Source organism: Streptomyces sp. NPDC001231, from assembly GCF_042896885.1.
Taxonomy (GTDB): domain Bacteria; phylum Actinomycetota; class Actinomycetes; order Streptomycetales; family Streptomycetaceae; genus Streptomyces.
Genome location: NZ_JBIAXS010000001.1, coordinates 567,379 through 584,239 on the forward strand (window position 1 = coordinate 567,379; position 16,861 = coordinate 584,239).

16 protein-coding genes and 2 tRNA genes are annotated in these 16,861 nt (G+C 71.9%); 11 read left to right on the plus strand and 7 right to left on the minus strand.

The features are described from left to right. Positions 1–229: 229 nt before the first annotated feature. The 3 genes from ACFY3J_RS02480 to ACFY3J_RS02490 all read left to right on the plus strand — a co-directional run bounded on the left by ACFY3J_RS02480 (position 230) and on the right by ACFY3J_RS02490 (position 1,439). A complete protein-coding gene (locus tag ACFY3J_RS02480) occupies positions 230–604 on the plus strand; it encodes a hypothetical protein (RefSeq protein WP_384179276.1) in 375 nt (124 codons plus the stop codon). A gap of 132 nt (positions 605–736) precedes the next feature. After that, positions 737–1,375 carry a bifunctional DNA primase/polymerase gene (locus tag ACFY3J_RS02485; RefSeq protein WP_384179278.1) on the plus strand — a complete coding sequence of 213 codons (639 nt, stop codon included), beginning with the start codon at positions 737–739 and terminating at the stop codon, positions 1,373–1,375. Further along, positions 1,366–1,439, plus strand: a tRNA-Lys gene (locus tag ACFY3J_RS02490). The genes ACFY3J_RS02485 and ACFY3J_RS02490 overlap by 10 nt, the downstream gene beginning before the upstream one ends. Positions 1,440–1,510: 71 nt before the next feature. Here ACFY3J_RS02490 and ACFY3J_RS02495 read toward each other — a convergent pair. Further along, positions 1,511–2,830 (minus strand): M6 family metalloprotease domain-containing protein, encoded by a 1,320-nt coding sequence (locus ACFY3J_RS02495; protein ID WP_384179280.1) that lies wholly within the window; start codon positions 2,828–2,830, stop codon positions 1,511–1,513. A 658-nt stretch (positions 2,831–3,488) separates the two neighbouring features. Between ACFY3J_RS02495 and ACFY3J_RS02500 the strand changes: the two genes are divergently transcribed. Continuing rightward, positions 3,489–5,435 carry an EAL domain-containing protein gene (locus ACFY3J_RS02500; protein WP_390840001.1) on the plus strand — a complete coding sequence of 649 codons (1,947 nt, stop codon included), beginning with the start codon at positions 3,489–3,491 and terminating at the stop codon, positions 5,433–5,435. 78 nt (positions 5,436–5,513) lie between these two features. Here the strand turns inward: ACFY3J_RS02500 and ACFY3J_RS02505 are convergent, their stop codons facing one another. The 4 genes from ACFY3J_RS02505 to ACFY3J_RS02520 form a co-directional block, all read right to left on the minus strand. Beyond that, on the minus strand, positions 5,514–6,662 hold the full coding sequence (locus ACFY3J_RS02505) for an LLM class flavin-dependent oxidoreductase (RefSeq protein WP_384179283.1): 1,149 nt from the start codon (positions 6,660–6,662) through the stop codon (positions 5,514–5,516). Between the two features lie 199 nt (positions 6,663–6,861). Then, the gene (locus tag ACFY3J_RS02510; RefSeq protein ID WP_384179285.1) at positions 6,862–8,016 is read right to left on the minus strand and encodes a glutathione-independent formaldehyde dehydrogenase; all 1,155 of its coding nucleotides are present in this window, start codon (positions 8,014–8,016) and stop codon (positions 6,862–6,864) included. Positions 8,017–8,202: 186 nt separating this feature from the next. After that, positions 8,203–8,934, minus strand: a complete 732-nt coding sequence (locus ACFY3J_RS02515; protein WP_384179287.1) for an aspartate/glutamate racemase family protein — start codon at positions 8,932–8,934, stop codon at positions 8,203–8,205. Continuing rightward, the gene (locus ACFY3J_RS02520; RefSeq protein ID WP_384179633.1) at positions 8,931–9,749 is read right to left on the minus strand and encodes a decarboxylase; all 819 of its coding nucleotides are present in this window, start codon (positions 9,747–9,749) and stop codon (positions 8,931–8,933) included. The genes ACFY3J_RS02515 and ACFY3J_RS02520 overlap by 4 nt, the downstream gene beginning before the upstream one ends. 209 nt (positions 9,750–9,958) lie before the next feature. Here ACFY3J_RS02520 and ACFY3J_RS02525 point away from each other — a divergent pair, with 209 nt between their 5' ends. Next, positions 9,959–10,906, plus strand: coding sequence for a D-2-hydroxyacid dehydrogenase (locus ACFY3J_RS02525; RefSeq protein ID WP_390839942.1), 948 nt, complete (start codon positions 9,959–9,961; stop codon positions 10,904–10,906). Positions 10,907–10,924: 18 nt separating this feature from the next. Then, entirely contained in the window at positions 10,925–12,328 is a 1,404-nt protein-coding gene (locus ACFY3J_RS02530; protein ID WP_384179291.1) for an amidase, read from the plus strand. Here the strand turns inward: ACFY3J_RS02530 and ACFY3J_RS02535 are convergent. After that, a complete protein-coding gene (locus ACFY3J_RS02535; RefSeq protein WP_384179293.1) occupies positions 12,309–12,803 on the minus strand; it encodes a DUF3830 family protein in 495 nt (164 codons plus the stop codon). The two genes, ACFY3J_RS02530 and ACFY3J_RS02535, sit on opposite strands and share 20 nt — an antisense overlap. Before the next feature lie 216 nt (positions 12,804–13,019). Here ACFY3J_RS02535 and ehuB point away from each other — a divergent pair, with 216 nt between their 5' ends. The 5 genes from ehuB (at position 13,020) to ACFY3J_RS02560 (ending at position 16,348) form a co-directional block, all read left to right on the plus strand. Next, positions 13,020–13,919 carry an ectoine/hydroxyectoine ABC transporter substrate-binding protein EhuB gene (gene ehuB, locus ACFY3J_RS02540; RefSeq protein WP_390839944.1) on the plus strand — a complete coding sequence of 300 codons (900 nt, stop codon included), beginning with the start codon at positions 13,020–13,022 and terminating at the stop codon, positions 13,917–13,919. A gap of 15 nt (positions 13,920–13,934) precedes the next feature. After that, entirely contained in the window at positions 13,935–14,678 is a 744-nt protein-coding gene (gene ehuC / locus ACFY3J_RS02545; protein ID WP_390839946.1) for an ectoine/hydroxyectoine ABC transporter permease subunit EhuC, read from the plus strand. Then, positions 14,675–15,319 (plus strand): ectoine/hydroxyectoine ABC transporter permease subunit EhuD, encoded by a 645-nt coding sequence (gene ehuD, locus ACFY3J_RS02550; protein WP_390839948.1) that lies wholly within the window; start codon positions 14,675–14,677, stop codon positions 15,317–15,319. The genes ehuC and ehuD overlap by 4 nt, the downstream gene beginning before the upstream one ends. Next, positions 15,309–16,142, plus strand: a complete 834-nt coding sequence (gene ehuA / locus ACFY3J_RS02555; protein WP_384179302.1) for an ectoine/hydroxyectoine ABC transporter ATP-binding protein EhuA — start codon at positions 15,309–15,311, stop codon at positions 16,140–16,142. The genes ehuD and ehuA overlap by 11 nt, the downstream gene beginning before the upstream one ends. 132 nt (positions 16,143–16,274) lie before the next feature. Then, a tRNA-Lys gene (locus ACFY3J_RS02560) sits at positions 16,275–16,348 on the plus strand. A 43-nt stretch (positions 16,349–16,391) separates the two neighbouring features. Here the strand turns inward: ACFY3J_RS02560 and ACFY3J_RS02565 are convergent. Then, the gene (locus ACFY3J_RS02565) at positions 16,392–16,853 is read right to left on the minus strand and encodes a DUF3592 domain-containing protein (protein WP_384179304.1); all 462 of its coding nucleotides are present in this window, start codon (positions 16,851–16,853) and stop codon (positions 16,392–16,394) included. Between the last annotated feature and the right edge of the window lie 8 nt (positions 16,854–16,861).

Sequence of the window (16,861 nt, forward strand, 5' to 3'; positions counted from 1 at the left end):
GAGCCCGGACGGCTGGGAGGCCAACCACGCGGTACTGGCCCACCTGCGAGAACACCGAGTGGCCTGGCGTGCCAGGAGCGTCGGCACGGTCGCCGGTGGCCTGGCTGTGCCGAGGAGTTGACGGGTGGGTCGGGGCGGGCTGCCCCCGCCCCCTTGCGTTCGCGGGAGACAATGGAGGGTGGCCCTTTCACAGGGCGGTGTCATCCGAACCGTACGAGGAGGTCGAGACATGGCGGAGCCAACGCCGCGTCGTGACGATCCGCGGCTGCGCCCCGCGCCCCTGCTCTTCGAGCCGGCCGAGGCGGCCGCCGACCCCGAGCACTTCTTCGACCTGGAGTCGATCGACGATCCACGGGCGCTGCTCGCGCGGGCGACGGAGCTGACGCTCGCGTTCCGTGCGGCGGCCGACCGGGCGGTGGAGTTCCAGGCGATCGCGGCGGCGCAGCTCGCCGATCCGCGGCGCTTCGACCGGCTGACCCCGGCGGCCATCGCCGAGCGGGCGGACTGGACCGAGGACTACGCCAAGAAGATGGTGGAGTTCGGGCGGGATCTGCTGAGCGGAGCCGAGGACGGCGTGCACGCCAACCCGGCCGACCCCGTCTGACCCCCCGCGCCTCGCGCTTCCCCCGGCTCTGGCATATGCCGAGCGCGTAAGATACTCCGACCCGCCCTTCCGCGTCCCGGTTTCCCGCAACCCTGTGGAATCACCCGTTCACAGCGGGTAGACATGTCCGCCATGAGCCGCACAGGGAACGAACCCTTCGTCGACCACCCCGACCAGTGGGCAGGCCGCCGCTCCGACGCCTCGGGCGTCACCGCGGACGGTGCCGCCTGGCTGGCCTCGGCGGGCGCGTATCCCCGCAGCACGCTCGCCCTCTGGCGGGAGCGGCCGGACGCACCGCTCGTACTGCCCTGCGGCACCGCCTTCGACATGGTGAACGTGCCCGCGGTCTTCGGCCGCCGGATGCTGGACCGGCTGTGGGACGAGGGCCCGGGGTCGGGCCCGGTGGCCGTCCACCGGGGACGGATGCTGCTCTTCGCCGCGCCGGGGACCGCGCACCGGCTGCCCTCGCTGCTGGAGTGGGAGGAGTGGGGGTCCCGGGGCAGGGAGGCCGGCCTCAAGGACGGCATCCCGCCCCTGCTGTGCCACGGCAAGGGCGACGCGGTGACCCTTCCGGCCCTGTCCGACGACGCCCCGCCCGCACGGCCGGCCTCCCGCTGGCTCGTCGCTCCGGACACCCGCCACCCCTGGCTGCCGGGCCCGGAGATCATGCTCTGGGCGGCCGTGCGGGCGGCCCGCGCGGCGGTGCGGATATCGATTTTTCCTCCCAGCGGCCAGGATGCTAAGGTCTACGACGTCAGCAGGCGCCGCTAGCTCAGTTGGTTAGAGCAGCTGACTCTTAATCAGCGGGTCCGGGGTTCGAGTCCCTGGCGGCGCACGATGACGATGGCGAGACAGGATCGCGGAGAGCGAACCGGTCTCGCCATCGCTGTTTGTGCGCGACCGGCGTCACACCGTGGTGATCTTGATGGTGTACGCGCCGGACGCCGTACGGTTCTCCACCTCCACCCGGACCCCGTCGCCCGGCACGGTGAAGCTCTCCCCCACGTCGATCGGGGCGTCGGCGAGGGCGGGCTGGACCGAGGTCTCCTCGCAGGCCTCGGTGTGCGGATGGGCGTCGATCACCTCGACCGGGCCGCCACCGGACTCCGCCCCGCTGCGCACCCGGTACACCAGCACCCCCTGCCGGCACCCGGTCACGTCGTTGCCGACCGACGCCCGCGCCTCGATGGCCAGCACACTGTCGCTCCCGGTGCGCACCACCACCAGCTTCGTTCCGCTGCCGAGCCCGAACAGCGGCGACCCGGCGGTGGCCGTCATCGACGAACCCGCACCCGCCGGTCCCACCTCCACCGGTTCCAGGGTCAGCCGGGTCGGCCCCCGTCGCACACAGGTCACCTGGCGCGGGTCCAGCCACCCGAGCTTCCACTTGTGCCAGGCGAACAGGTCGGGCGAGAGGCCGAACTGGCTGCCCATCAGGTCCCAGTCCCCGACGTAGGTGTCCCAGTCGCCCTTGCCGTCCGCGGGCCGGTGGTACAGGTCGGGCAGGTCGAAGACGTGCCCGGACTCGTGGGCGAGCACAAGCCGGTCCGGCGGGTGCCGTTCGAAGACCGTCACCACCCGCCGGATCTCCTTGCCGTCGGCTCGCAGCGGGGTGTCCAGATTCACGACCTTCGTCGCGTCCGAGTCGACGCCGGGCGCGTCCGGGTCGGCGACGAAGTAGACGATGTCGTAGCGCGAGAAGTCGACCTCGGGGTCGGCCGCGGCGAGCGCGTCGTGCAGATACGCGGTGCGGTCCCGGGCGTTCCAGTCCCGGTGCATGGCGTACGCGGTGGACGGGCGCGGCATCCGGGTCCAGCGCCGCAGCGGGTGGGGGCGCAGGGTGAACCTGCCGTACGACGCCTGTTCGAAGTACCGGCCGGTGGCCGGGAAGTGGTCGGCGGTGAGTTCGGCCGGGGTGGTGTGCGGAGTGGAGTCCGGGAAGGACAGGAACACCATGACGGCGTTCAGCGTCCCGGTCGGCTGTACATAGGAAGGGTTCCAGGTGTCCAGTCCCTCCGAGTGGTGGGCGTCCGTGCGTTGCAGGGCGCAGGGCGCGGTGGAGAACGGATCGGCGACCGACGGCCCGCCCAGGATCGAGGTGGCGGCGACCGCCGACATGGTGGTGAACACGGCCGCGGTGCTGCGCAGCCTGGGGCGCACCCCGGCCTGGTTCAGCGCCCTGAGGACGTCGTGGCCGAGCGCCTTCAGGGGCAGCTGACACGGCACAGGGACCTCCGGGGCGGTTCGCGGGACACCGCACCCAGCCTGTGGGAGTTTGTAGGGGTACGCCCTGTTTGTCTGCACCGGAAGGGTGAGGGACACGAGTTCACGACAGGACGGTCCGGCGCGGGTCCGGGGATACGACATCCCCGATCCACTCACGGAACGTCACAAGTGGTCAGCCATATAAAGGACCCGTCCAGGTGTGATCGGAAACGATCCGAGCGAACGGCCGGTCGCCGCGCGGGACCGGCGAGTGGCTGGAAGGGGTTCGCCGACGGCATCTATGATCGACACACTTTCCCTGCACTTTCCTGCGCGGACACGGGCCGCGCCGCCGTCCACCACCCGGCCGGCCACCCGACGAGACCGATGAGAAGAACCGAGTGCATTGCGGGAGCGAGCGGTGAGCGGAACGTCCGAAGGGCCGACGCCCGCGGCAGACCCCATCAGACCTACTGTCACAGAGAGTGATGCCGCGAGGTCTCCGGGTACCGACCCGGTCACGGCCGCCGCCGCCGAGCGGGCCGTCGCCCCCACCGCGCCCGCGCCCTCCGCGGCCGGTCCCGCCGAGTTCCTTCCCGTCCCCGGCCTCACCCCGATGGCGGAACCGGCCCCCGCCGCCCCCCGATTCACCGTCCTGGCCGAATCCGTGCCCGCCGTCATGGACCTGCTCGGGTCCGCACCACCACCGGCCTGCACCACCCCGGTACCCGCCCGGGAATCAGCCCCGGAACCCATTCCGGAACCGGCATCCGAATCCGTCCTGGAACCGGCCCCTCAACCCGTCCTGGAACCGGCCCCGGACTCCACCCCGGACTCCCTCCTGAACGCCGCTCCGAACCCCGCCCTGAACGCCGCCGCGGACCCCGGCCCGAACACCGGGGCCGAGCGCCCCTTCCGGTCCGCGTTCTCCGCGGCGCCGCTGGCGATGGCCGTCGTCGACCACGAGGGCCTGGTCGTCAGCGCCAACGAGACCTTCGGCGCGCTCCTCGGCGCCGGCCCCGACGAGCTGGCCGGTCAGCCCGCCGCCGATCTGGTGGACCTGGCCTCCGACGCCCGCACCCGGCACGCCTACGGCGAGGTGCTGCGCGGCCGGCAGGCCCGGCTGCGCTGCGCCCGCCGGCTCAAGCACCCCGACGGCCACCGGCTGTGGGTCCAGGTCACGGTCGCACCCCTGACCCCCGGCTCCCCGGGCGTGCTGCTGTCCGTGGCCGACATCAGCGCCCGGCGCGAACTCCAGGCCCGGCTGCGGCACTTGAAGAACCACGACCCGGTGACCCGGCTGCCCAACCGCACCCTGTTCTTCGAGCGCCTGTCGGCCGCGCTGGAGACGGAATCGTACGAGCACGGCGGGAGCGGCCGGGTCGGCCTGTGCTACCTGGACCTCGACGGCTTCAAGGCGGTCAACGACACCCTCGGCCACCGCGTCGGCGACCGGCTGCTCACCGCGGTGGCCGAACGGCTGACCCGGTGCGCCGACGAGGCCGGCCACGGCCGGACGAGCACACCGCTGGTGGCCAGGCTGGGCGGCGACGAGTTCGCGCTGCTCGTCGAGGACTCGACCGGCACCGAGCAGCTCGCGGAGCTGGCCGAGTCGGTGCTCTCGGCCCTCCAGGAACCCTTCGAGGTCGCCGGCCGGCTCCTGTCGGTGTCGGCGTCCATCGGCGTGGTCGAGCGGCACGCGGCCGGATCGTCGGCCACCGCGCTGATGCAGGCCGCCGACACGACGCTGTACTGGGCGAAGGCGGACGGCAAGGCCCGCTGGACCCTGTTCGACCCCGAGCGCAACGCGCACCGCATGACCCGTCAGGCCCTGGTCTCCACGCTGCGCGCGGCCGTCGAGCGCGGCGAGTTCGCCCTGGAGTACCAGCCGCTGGTCGGCATGGAGGACGGGCGGCTGCGCGGGGTCGAGGCCCTCGTCCGCTGGCGGCACCCGGAGTTCGGCACGCTGACGCCGAATCGGTTCATCGCGCTGGCGGAGGAGGACGGCTCGATCGTGCCGCTGGGCCGCTGGATCCTGGCCACCGCCTGCCACCAGGCCCGCCGCTGGCAGCTGGACCACCCGGACGAGCCGCCGATCTTCGTCAGCGTCAACGTGGCCGTCCGGCAGGTGTGGGACTCCGACCTGGTCGCGGACGTGGCCGAAGTGCTCGCCCGGACCGGGCTGGCGCCGCACCTGCTCCAGCTGGAGCTGACGGAGTCGGCCGTGATGGGCTCGGCCGGGCGGCCGCTCGAGGCCCTGCGGTCCCTGAACGACATGGGCGTGCACATCGCCATTGACGACTTCGGCACCGGATACTCCAACCTCGCCTACCTCAGCCGCCTGCCGGTGTCGGCGCTGAAGCTGGACGGCTCCTTCGTACGGGGGTTCCAGCACGAGGAGCCGGAAGGCGCGGCGAGCCGGCCGAGCCCCGCGGACGAGGTCATCGTGGAGGCGATGATCCAGCTCGCCCACCGGCTGGGACTGACCGTCACCGCCGAGTGCGTGGAGACGTCCGACCAGGCGAGCAGGCTGCGCCGGATCGGCTGCGACACCGGACAGGGGTGGCTGTACTCCCGGCCGGTGTCGCCCGACCGCATCTCCGAGCTGCTGGACGGCCGCGTCTGAAGCCGGAGCCGGGCCCGTTCGGTCGGCCGGAGCCGGAGCCGGGCCCGTTCGGTCGGCCGGAGCCGGAGCCGGGCCCGTTCAGTCGTCGGACAGTGACCGGGCGTCCGCCGGCAGTCCGTAGGCGTCCGCGATGAGTTCGTAGCTGCGCAGGCGTACGGCGCCGCTGTGCGCGTTGCTCGTGATCATCAACTCGTCGGCGCCGGTGCGCTTTTGCAGGTCGTCGAGACCGGAGCGGACCTCGTCGGGGGTGCCGTGGACGACGTTGGCGTTCCAGGAATCGACGAACTCCCGCTCCATCGGGCTGAATTCGTATGCCTCCGCCTCCTCCGGGGTGGGCACGAGGCCGGGGCGGCCGGTGCGCAGCCGGACCATGTTCAGGGCGGCGGCCAGCACCTGGCGGCGCGCCTCACGCTCCTCCTCGGTGGCGAGGGCCGCGACGCCGATGAGGGCGTACGGGGCGTCCAGCACCGCGCTCGGGCGGAACGAATCGCGGTAGAGGTCGAGGGCCGGGACCGTGTTCTGCGCGGAGAAGTGGTGGGCGAAGGCGAACGGCAGGCCGAGCGTGCCGGCCAGGCGGGCGCTGAAGCCGGAGGAGCCGAGCAGCCAGACCGGCGGGCGGTGCCGGGACTGCACGCCACCCGGGGAGGTCGCCTGGACCGGGCCGGGCACGGCGTGGACGCGGCGGTAGGGGTGGCCGTCGGGGAAGTCGTCGTCGAGGAAGCGGATCAGCTCGGCGAGCTGCTGGGGGAAGTCGTCGGCGCCCCGGTCGATGGGGGTCCCCCCTGCTCGAGCGGAGCCGAGAGCTTGGGGGAGGTCGGTGCGGCGCAGGGCGGCGGCGGTGGCGCCGTCCGTGCCGGGGGCGCGGCCGAGACCCAGGTCGACGCGGCCGGGGGCCAGGGCCTCCAGGGTGCCGAACTGCTCCGCGATGACCAGCGGGGCGTGGTTGGGCAGCATGACGCCGCCGGAGCCGAGGCGGATCCGGTCGGTGTGGGCGGCGAGGTGGGCGAGGATCACGGCCGGTGAGGAGGAGGCGACGCCCGGCATCGAGTGGTGCTCGGCGACCCAGTAGCGGTGGTAGCCGCGGGACTCCGCGGTCCTCGACAGGGCGGCGCTGGTGCGCAGCGCGTCGGTGGCGGTGTGCCCCGCGCCCACGGTCACCAGGTCCAGTACGGACAGGGGTACCGGAGCGGTCCCGAGTGCCGTGCCCCTGATCTCGTCTCCCGCCACGGGTGCCTCCAGCTGGTTGACCGTTCACTTTCCTGACCGGCGTCAACAGGGCACCGCTGTCGTTTGTTCCTTTCCCGCCCCCGCCCGTCTCGCTGCTCGCATGAGAGGAGCCGCCGCGGGGCTCCGCCCCGGCCCCCGGGGGAGGGGACGGGGCCCGGGGCGGAAGGCCCCGGCCGCGACGGCTCGTCTCAGCCCGCGTTCACGCCGCGAGCGCGTGGCCCGGGTGCAGGACCACCTTCGTGTAGCCCTCGATCCGCTTGTCGAACTTCTCGTACGCCTGGGGCGCCTGGTCCAGCGGCAGCTCGTGGGAGACCACGAAGCTGGGCTTGGCGCGCCCGGCGATGATCAGATCGCGCAGCTGCCGGTTGTACTGCTTCACGTTGCACTGGCCGGTGCCCATCTGCTGGCCCTTCTCGAACATCTTGCCGATGGAGACCAGCAGCTGGCCGTGCTTGGCGTGCTCGTCGGGTCCGCCCGGGTCGGAGGGCACGTACAGCCCCGGTATGCCGAGCAGACCGGTGGGCCGTACCGTCTCGACGAGCGTGTTGAGGACGACGGCGGGCTCCTCGTGACTGACGTCCTTGTGCGACTGGGCCTGGTAGCCGACGGCGTCCACACCCTTGTCGGTGCCCTCGCCGTTGGTCATCTCCATGATCTGTTCGGCCGGGTCGCCCTTGGTGAAGTCGATGGGAATGGCCCCGATCTCCTCCGCCTTGGCGAGCCGCTCGGGCACCCGGTCGACCGTGAACACCATCGACGCGCCGCGCAGCAGCGCCGAGTAGGCGGCCATCAGACCCACCGGTCCGGCGCCGAAGACGGCGACGGACTCGCCGGGCGACACCTTGGCGAGTTCGCAGCCGTGGTAGCCGGTCGGGAAGATGTCGGCGAGCAGCACGAAGTCGGTCTCGAACTCGTCGCCCGGCGGCAGCTTCAGACAGTTGAAGTCGGCGAACGGCACCCTCAGCCGCTCGGCCTGGCCGCCGGTGTAGGGGCCCATCGCCACGTATCCGTAGGCGCCTCCCGCGAAGCCGGGGTTCACCGTCAGACAGAACCCGGTCTTCCCGGCGAGGCAGTTCTTGCAGAACCCGCAGGCCACGTTGAACGGCATCACGACGCGGTCGCCCTGGGACAGCGACGTCACGCCGTCGCCGACCTCCTCGACGACGCCGAGGTTCTCGTGGCCGAAGACGATTCCCGCCTTGGCGGCCGTGCGGCCCTCGTACATGTGCAGGTCGGAACCGCAGATCGCGGTGGATGTGACCCGTACGATCACATCGTTCGGGTGCTGGATCCGGGGATCGTCGACGTCCTTCACCGTGACGTTGAAGGGCTTGTCGTAGACGACGGCTTTCACCTGGGTCACCTCCGCGTCGAACGCTGGACGACGGCGGCGACCACGGGCCGTTGCCGGGGGACACCAACCAGGGGGATGACAAAGGCAGGCGGGGGCGTCGGTCGTCCCGGGCCCCGGGCGTTCTCGCTGCACCGCCGGACACTTCCAGCGTCCGCCCGCGCGACGGGGACCGCAACCGCGCCGGTGTCACACCTGGACGATCGGCTCCCGCGTGAACAGCGTGCCCAGAGCGGGCGCGTTGACCCGGCGGTCGGTGAGCCGCAGCGCCTCCCAGACGGTCACCTGGTTCGCCGTGAGGACGGGCTTGCCGAGGTGCTTCTCCAGGGCGGGCAGGTGGGACGCCGTGTGCAGGGCGGTGTCGGGCAGCAGGACCGCGTCCGCCTCGGGGACGTCCGCCTCCCGCGCCAGGGCCAGGATCTCCGCCTCGCCCCAGGTGCCCACCTCGGCCGCGGTGATGATCCCGGCGCTGCGGGCGGCGGCCACCTCCACCTTCCCGGCGCGCAGGAAGTCCGTGAACAGGCCGGTGACGTCCTTCGGGTAGGTCGCGGCGACCGCGACCCGGTGGGCGTGGATCTCGGCCGCCGCGTGCACGAAGGCGAAGGAGGTGGAGGAGGCCGGCATGCCCGCCGCCCGGGCCAGCGCGCGGACCTGCTCGTGCGCGCCCTGCCAGCCGCGTACGAAGCTGCCGCTGGTGCACGCCCACACCACCGCCTCCACGCCGGACAGCCGCAGCCCCTGCACGCCCTGCGCGAGCCGCTCGGGCGAGCCCATCTCGTACAGCGCGTCCGCGCGGTGCGCGTCCTCGCCGATGTCGGTGTGGACCAGGTCCACCCGGATGTCACTGCCCAGGAGCTGCTCGATGCGCGGATAGTCGTCCTCTGCGGAGTGGCCCGGGTAGAGGAATCCGAGTGCGGTCATGGCCTGCCTTCCTGCTGTTCGTCGGACAGTACGGGCCAGGCGCCGCCGTCATGGTGCCGCGGCCTGGGCGGCGCGGGAGGCACACCGGCCGGCAGCGCCTGGTAGGGGCCCACCGTTCGGGTACCCAGTCGGCGCAGCGCAGCCCACATCGTGACCTGGTTGGCCGAGATCACCGGTATGCGCAGTTCGGCCTCCAGCTGCGGGATCACGTCGTAGGTCGGCAGGTTCGTGCAGGACAGGAACAGCGCCTGCGGGTGGTTGCGGCGCGCGGCCCTGCGGGCCATGTCGACCACCCCGCGGTACGGCACCTTCCAGATGTGCCGGGTCAGCCCCATGTACGCGCACCCGGTGACGGTGACGCCGGCCTCGGCCAGGTAGTCCTGGAGCGAACGCGTCAAGGACACCGTGTACGGGGTCACCAGCGCCACCCGCCGGGTGCCGAGCTCCGCGAGCGCCTCCAGCAGCGCCCCGGAGGTGGTCACCGCGGCCACCGCGCCCGCCTGTGTCATCGCCGCGCACATCGCGCGCTCGCCGGCGATCCCGCCGACGAAGCTGCCCGAGGCGCAGGCGTAGGCGACGACCTCGGGCGCGACGGCGGTCAGGGTGCGCACCGCGGCGTCGAGCGTCTGGTGCTCGCTGACCAGCCGCGCCAGGTCCAGGCTCACCTCCACCGGCACGAACGGCGTCCGGGTCAGGTGCAGCGAGACCTCGTCCGGCACCCACCGCCACAGCTCGCGGTCCAGCGCGAAGTCGAAGGGGGCGACGACCCCGACTCCGCGCTGCGGGCACGGGCCGCCGAGGAAGGAGATCCCCATGCCGTTCATGTCGTTCGTGGCGTCCATGGCAGACACCTGCCTCACGTGAGGGAGACGGAAGGGCGGCACTGACGGCAGGTGAACGACACGGTGGGGCAGCAGAGAGCAACCGTCCGTACGGGCGCCCGTGTTGACGAAGGTAGGTTCGGGTGCGAGCGTGGTCAATCCGTGCACGTCAGACGGCCGCCCCTTACGAGAAACGGCTCGCCATGAGTGTCCCCGTCCTGCTCGTCCTGGACGCCGATCCGCCGCCGCGTCTGGGCCGGCTCACCGGCCGCGCCCGGATCGTGCGCACGGACGCGGCCGGGCTGGCCGCGCGGCTTCCCGAGGCGGACGTGCTGCTCGTGTGGGACTTCACCTCCACCGCGGTGCGGGAGGCGTGGCCGGGCGAGGGGCCGCGGCCCCGCTGGGTGCACACGGCGAGTGCGGGCGTGGACCATCTGATGTGTCCCGAGATCGCGGCGTCCGGCACGGTGGTGACCAATGCGCGGGGCGTGTTCGACGAACCGATCGCCGAGTACGTCGCCGCGCTCGTCCTCGCCATGGCCAAGGACCTGCCGCGGACCCTGGACTTCCAGCGCGAGGGGCGGTGGCGGCACCGCGAGTCGCAGCGGGTGTCCGGTACGCGCGCGTGTGTCGTGGGCTCCGGGCCGATCGGCCGGGCGATCGCCCGCACGCTCGGCGCGCTGGGAGTGCGGGCGGCGGTCGTCGGCCGCGCCGCGCGCGCCGGAGTGCACGGTCCGGAGGACCTGGACCGGCTCGTCGCCCGCGCCGACTGGGTGATCGCGGCGGCCCCGCTGACCGAGGAGACCCGCGGCATGTTCGACGCCCGCCGGTTCGGCCTCATGCAGCCCTCGGCGCGCTTCGTCAACGTCGGCCGGGGGCAGCTCGTCGACGAGGAGGCGCTCGTCCGGGCGCTCACGGACCGCTGGATCGCGGGCGCCGCCCTGGACGTCTTCCAGGACGAACCGCTCGCCCCCGACAGCCCGTTGTGGCGAGTGCCGGGCCTGGTCGTGTCCCCGCACATGAGCGGTGACACGGTCGGCTGGCGGGACGAACTGGCGGCCCAGTTCGTCGATCTGTACGGCCACTGGGAGGCGGGCGAGCCGCTGCCGAACGTCGTCGACAAACGGCGCGGATACGTACCGGGACACTGACCCCTGTCTGGAGGCGCGATGACCGAGCTCACCGAGCTGACCGCGGGAGAACTGCTCGACGGCTACCGCAAGGGCGAGTTCAGCCCCGTGGAGGCCACCCGGGCGGCCCTGGACCGGGCCGAGCGGATCCAGCCGGAGGTGAACGCGTTCGTCCGGATCACCGCCGAGGACGCCCTGGCGCGGGCCCGGGAGTCGGAGGACCGGTGGCGGCGCGGAAGCCCGTCGGGGCTGCTGGACGGGGTGCCGGTCACCGTCAAGGACATCCTGCTGCTGCGCGGCCACCCGACCCTGCGCGGTTCCAGGACCGTGGCGGAGGAGGGCCGTTGGGACGAGGACGCCCCCTCGGTGGCCCGGCTGCGCGAGCACGGCGCGGTCTTCCTCGGCAAGACCACGACCCCCGAGTTCGGCTGGAAGGGCGTCACGGACTCCCCCCTGACCGGCGTCACCCGCAACCCCCGCGACCCGGCCCGCACCGCCGGCGGATCCAGCGGCGGCAGCGCGGCGGCCGTGGCGCTCGGCGCGGGGCCGCTGTCGCTGGGCACGGACGGCGGCGGCAGTGTGCGCATCCCGGCCGCGATGTGCGGGATCTTCGGCCTGAAGCCGACGTACGGCCGGGTCCCGCTGTATCCGCCCAGCGCCTTCGGCACGCTGTCGCACGTGGGTCCGATGACCCGGGACGCGGCGGACGCGGCGCTGCTGCTCGACGTGATCGGCGTGCCCGACGCGCGGGACTGGTCGGCGCTCGGCCCGGCCCCGGGCTCGTTCACGGAGGCACTGGCCGGCGGGGTACGGGGGCTGCGGGTCGCCTACTCGCCGTCCCTGGGCGGCCAGGTGCCGGTGCGGCCGGCGGTCGCCAGGGCTGTGCGCCGGGCGGTGGCGGAGCTGGCGGAGCTCGGCGCGTACGTCACCGAGAGCGACCCCGACTTCGCCGACCCGGTGGAGGCCTTCCACACCCTGTGGTTCAGCGGCGCCGCCCGTGTCGTCCAGCACCTGGGGCCCCAGCGGCGGGAGTTGCTCGACCCGGGGCTGCGGGAGATCTGCGCGGCCGGCGCCCGGCTGTCGGCGCTGGACTACCTGGCCGCCGTGGACGTCCGCATGGAACTCGGCCGTGTCATGGGCCACTTCCACCGGAGCTACGACCTGCTGGTCACGCCCACCCTGCCGATCACGGCGTTCGAGGCGGGCGTGGAGGTGCCGAAGGGTTCGGGGCACCGGCGCTGGACCGGGTGGACTCCGTTCACGTACCCGTTCAACATGACCCAGCAGCCCGCGGCGTCCGTGCCCGTGGGCAGGGACGAGGACGGTCTGCCGGTCGGCCTCCAGATCGTGGCCGCGCGACACCGCGACGACCTGGTGCTGCGAGCGGCCCACGCCCTGTACGACGCGGGGGTGGCGAACCGGCTCACGCCCGCCGGAAGCTGAGGGTCTCCCCCGCCGCGCCGGAGCGCCACAGGTCGTTGCAGGCCTGGGCCATGGCGTCCAGGCCCTCGGTGATCCGGCCCCAGACGATGCCGGGCACCCAGCCGACGTCCCCGTTGAGCAGGAGGTTGTTGCGCTCGTAGAACAGGGCGAGGTCCACGACCGTCGGCCCGGCGGCGGGTACGCGGTCGTAGCCGTAGGCCTGCGTGCCCAGTTCGGTGCCGGCGAACGAGAAGTAGCACAGATCGCCCGGGATCGGAGTGACCGTCGGATTCTCCAGCGGTGGCTCCGCCCGGGCGAACGGCGCGAAGAGCGCGTAGATCTCGTTGCGCGCGTACTTCGCGTGGTAGACGTCCCCGCTCAGCGGGAGCGCGTCCCAGACCGCGGCGCAGGTGCGCGGCGCCCGGTCGTCCAGCAGCCGTGCCGTGCATCGGATTCCGCGCTTCTCCAGCGCGACTTCGACGTGGCGTTCCGCCATGGCGCCTCCTCGCAGCTTCTGAGGGGCCGTCTGCCCGAAGGCGCGGGAGTTCACACCCGCCCCGCGCCGCTCCACCCGGACACGGAACGATATCCCTCCGGACACCGTTGGATCACATCCCCAAGTCCACCCGCATGGACCACGGAGAGAGGGCAGGCGCCACCACTGTCTGCGAAGGGCCCGAGCCGACGAGGCCCTCCTGGAGGGTGAGTGTCCATGTCCGAGTTCCCGAACCTGTCCCGCCGGGGCTTTCTGACCAGGACGGCGGCCGTGGGCGGCATGCTCACCGTCCCCGGGCTGCTGGCCGCGTGCAGCAGGACGGACAGCGGCGACGGCAAGGGCTCGAAGCTGGAACAGCTGAAGAAGCAGGGCTATGTGAAGGTGGCCTACGCCAACGAGGCCCCGTACGGCTTCGAGGAGGGCGGGCAGCTCAAGGGCGAGGCGCCGACGCTGCACAGAGAGATCTTCAAGGCCCTGGGAGTGGACGAGCTGAAGCCGACCTTCTCCGAGTGGGACGGTCTGATCCCCGGACTCCAGGCCGGCAAGTACGACGTGATCAGTGCGGGCATGGCCATCATCCCGGAGCGCTGCCGAAAGGCCCTGTTCTCCGAGCCCGAGTTCGTCTCGCCCACCGCGATGATGGTGAGGAAGGGCAACCCGAAGAACCTGACCGACCTCGCCTCCGCCAAGTCGGCCGGGGCGACCGTCGGCGTGATGTCGGGCGCGGTGGAGAAGGGCTACGTCACCGCCGCCGGGATCTCCGAGAGCGGCATACGGACACTGCAGAAACCGCAGGACGGCGCCGACGCGGTCGCGCAGGGCAGGATCGACGCCTTCGTGCTGACGGGCATCTCGCTGCGCTGGCTGGCCAGGACCAACCCGAAGGTGGAGGTCACCGGCTCGTTCGTGCCGGTGGTCGACGGTGTGAAGCAGTACAGCCCGGGCGGCGCCGTCTTCCGCAAGGGCAGCGAGGAGCTCCGGGACGCCTTCGACGAGCAGCTGAAGAAGATCACCTCGGATCCGGGCCGGTATGTGCGGCTCGTCGGGGAGTACGGGTTCGGCAAGGACACGATCCCGCCGGCGGGCCTGAAGACCGCCGACCTGTGCAAGGGCTGACGGGGACGCCTGTCCATGGGTGACTTCTACACGTACTTCTTCGACCACCTCTCCAGCGTGTGGTCGGGGCTGCTTGTGACGGTCGAGGCCACGGTCCTCGGCTCGGCCGTCGCGCTCGCCCTGTCCTTCGTGTTCGGCTTCGCGGCCAACAGCCGGCTCCTGCTCGCGCGCGGCGTCTCCCGGGTGGTCGTGGAGTTCCTCCGCGGCACCTCGCTGTACGTCCAGCTGTTCTGGCTGTACTACGCGTTCCCGCTGCTGTCCGGGTACGAGCTGTCGCCGCTGTTCTGCGGTGTGGTGGCGTTCGGCATGAACTACGGCGCCTACGGCTCCGAGGTGGTGCGCGGCGCGCTGAACGCCGTGCCCAAGGCGCAGTGGGAAGCCGCCGTCGCGCTGAACATGACGCCGTCGCAGCGCATGCGCCGGGTGATCCTGCCGCAGGCGTGGGTGCAGATGATCCCCTCGTTCACGAACCTGCTGATCCAGCTGCTGAAGTGCACCCCGCTGCTGTGGCTGATCTCCGCGGCCGACCTGACGACGGTGGTCCAGCAGATGCGTGACCGCACCGGCGCGACCACATGGGCCTATCTGACCCTGCTGGTGATCTACTTCGTCCTCGCCTACGCGCTGACCCTGCTGATGAACGCCCTGGAACGGCACGCCAAGTCCCGGCTCGGCCTGCACACGGACCGCCGCGCCCTGCTGCGCCGCCGCGGCGCCGAATCGGCGCGCGAGCCCGAGATGGCAGGAGGTGCGTCGTGAGTTACGAATGGGACTGGGGCGCGGTCCGAGACTCGCTGCCGCTGCTGTGGCACGGCTTTCTGACCACGCTGCTGGCCACGGTCCTCGGCACCGCGGTGGCCGCCGTCCTCGGCCTGCTCGTGGCCGTGGCCGGACGGGTGCCGAGCCGGCTGGTCACCGTGCCGGTGCGGGTGGTCACCGAGTTCGTCCGGTCCACCCCGCTGCTGGTGCAGCTGGTCGGCGCCTACGCGGTCTTCAACACGGTGGACCCGCTGACCATCGGCGTCGCGGTGCTCGGCATCCACTACGCCTCCTACCTGTCGGAGGTGTACCGGGCGGGCATCGACGCCGTGCCGAAGGGCCAGTGGGAGGCGTGCCGGGCGCTGTCCATGTCGCCGCGCCGCACCTGGCAGGCGGTGATCCTGCCGCAGGCGGTGCGCAAGGTGCTGCCGGCGCTGGGCAACTACGGCATCTCGATGTTCAAGGAGACCCCGTTCCTGGCCGTCATCACGGTCCAGGAGATGGTCGCCAAGGCCCGTGAGTACGGCGCGGACCACTTCACCTACGCCGAGACGTTCACCCTCGCGGGCCTGTTCTTCCTGGCGGCAAGCTACCCGACCTCGCTTCTGATGAGAAAGCTGGAGAAGCGCCTTGGCCACTGACCCTCTGCACAAGACGCCGCCGCAGGCGCCCGAGAACGCGACTCCGGACGCGCCGCCCGCGGATCTGGTCCGCTTCGACCAGGTGGTCAAGCGCTTCGGCGATCACGTCGTGCTCGACCGGCTGGACTTCGCCGTCCAGCGCGGTGAGCACGTGACGCTGATCGGGCCGAGCGGCTCGGGGAAGACGACCATCCTGCGGCTGCTGATGACGCTCGAGCGCGTCAGCGACGGCGTGATCCACGTGGACGGCGAGCCGCTGTCCCACATGCCCGGCCCGGACGGGACCCTGCACCCGGCGAACGAGAAGCACCTGCGCCGGATCCGCAGGAAGATCGGGATGGTCTTCCAGCAGTTCAACCTGTTCCCGAACATGAGGGTGCTCCAGAACATCACGGAGGCGCCCGTCAACGTGCTCGGGCTCGGCCGCGAGGAGGCGGAGGAGCGGGCCCGTGAACTCCTCGACCTCGTCGGGCTGGCGGACAGGACCGACGCCCATCCGTCGCAGCTGTCCGGCGGCCAGCAGCAGCGGGTCGCGATCGCCCGGGCGCTCGCCATGCGGCCGGAGATCCTGCTCCTCGACGAGGTGACCTCGGCCCTGGACCCGGAGCTGGTGGCCGGTGTGCTGGACCTGCTCAGGGAGATCGCGCACACCACCGACATCACGCTGCTGTGCGTGACCCACGAGATGAACTTCGCCCGGGACATCTCCGACCAGGTGCTGATGTTCGACTCGGGCCGGGTGATCGAGTCCGGGCCGCCGGAGAAGCTCTTCGGCGACCCCGACCACGAGCGCACCCGGGAGTTCCTGAGCGCCGTGCTGTAGGGGCCGCTCCGGGGCGCCGGCGGCCTTCGGGCCATCCCGGCGCCTCCGGCCTCCGGGGTGGTCGTAGCACCCCCGAGGACCAGGTAGTATTTTCTTCGTCGCCGGCCGCGGGAAGCGGACGGCGGGAGTCATGCGCCGCTAGCTCAGTTGGTTAGAGCAGCTGACTCTTAATCAGCGGGTCCGGGGTTCGAGTCCCTGGCGGCGCACAGTTGAAGGGCCTCTCGTGATCACGAGGGGCCCTTTTCGCGTCTACGGCAGGAAACCGTCCGCCGCCGAGAAGAACACGTGGACGACGACCATGAAGATCACGCAGCCGGTGATGAAGACGCCCAGGAAAGCCACCAGGCAGCCCGATTCCGCCGCGAGCTTCCCGCGTGCCGGGGCGTGGGCCGTCGCCCGCTCCGGCCGCTCCGCCGCGTAATGCACGGTGACGATGTCACCGTCGACGACGGTCGCGGGTCCGTTGGTCTCCTCGAAGCGGACGCTGCGGCCGTCACGCGTGGTGAACTCGTACACGTGGTGCAGCGTCGTGCTCACCGTGGTCTCCCCGCCGCCGCTGGTTGTGGTGTACGTCCGCAGACACCGCGCCTCGGCCGTGAGTCCGCTGCCCCAGGCGCTGCGTACCTCCCGGGCACGGCGGACGACTCTGGTCAGCATGAAGACCGCGAGGCCGATCATGAGCAGCGGCACGACGTAGAACATCGCTTCCATGAGATCCC

Excerpts from the sequence above, each read along its gene's own strand:
- ACFY3J_RS02565 (WP_384179304.1), bottom strand. The coding sequence starts at position 16,853 with ATGGAAGCGATGTTCTACGTCGTGCCGCTGCTCATGATCGGCCTCGCG.
- ACFY3J_RS02530 (WP_384179291.1), top strand. The coding sequence starts at position 10,925 with ATGACCGAGCTCACCGAGCTGACCGCGGGAGAACTGCTCGACGGCTAC.
- ACFY3J_RS02515 (WP_384179287.1), bottom strand. The coding sequence starts at position 8,934 with ATGACCGCACTCGGATTCCTCTACCCGGGCCACTCCGCAGAGGACGAC.
- ehuC (WP_390839946.1), top strand. The coding sequence starts at position 13,935 with ATGGGTGACTTCTACACGTACTTCTTCGACCACCTCTCCAGCGTGTGG.
- ACFY3J_RS02535 (WP_384179293.1), bottom strand. The coding sequence starts at position 12,803 with ATGGCGGAACGCCACGTCGAAGTCGCGCTGGAGAAGCGCGGAATCCGA.
- ACFY3J_RS02485 (WP_384179278.1), top strand. The coding sequence starts at position 737 with ATGAGCCGCACAGGGAACGAACCCTTCGTCGACCACCCCGACCAGTGG.
- ACFY3J_RS02525 (WP_390839942.1), top strand. The coding sequence starts at position 9,959 with ATGAGTGTCCCCGTCCTGCTCGTCCTGGACGCCGATCCGCCGCCGCGT.
- ACFY3J_RS02520 (WP_384179633.1), bottom strand. The coding sequence starts at position 9,749 with ATGGGGATCTCCTTCCTCGGCGGCCCGTGCCCGCAGCGCGGAGTCGGG.
- ehuB (WP_390839944.1), top strand. The coding sequence starts at position 13,020 with ATGTCCGAGTTCCCGAACCTGTCCCGCCGGGGCTTTCTGACCAGGACG.
- ACFY3J_RS02480 (WP_384179276.1), top strand. The coding sequence starts at position 230 with ATGGCGGAGCCAACGCCGCGTCGTGACGATCCGCGGCTGCGCCCCGCG.
- ACFY3J_RS02500 (WP_390840001.1), top strand. The coding sequence starts at position 3,489 with ATGGACCTGCTCGGGTCCGCACCACCACCGGCCTGCACCACCCCGGTA.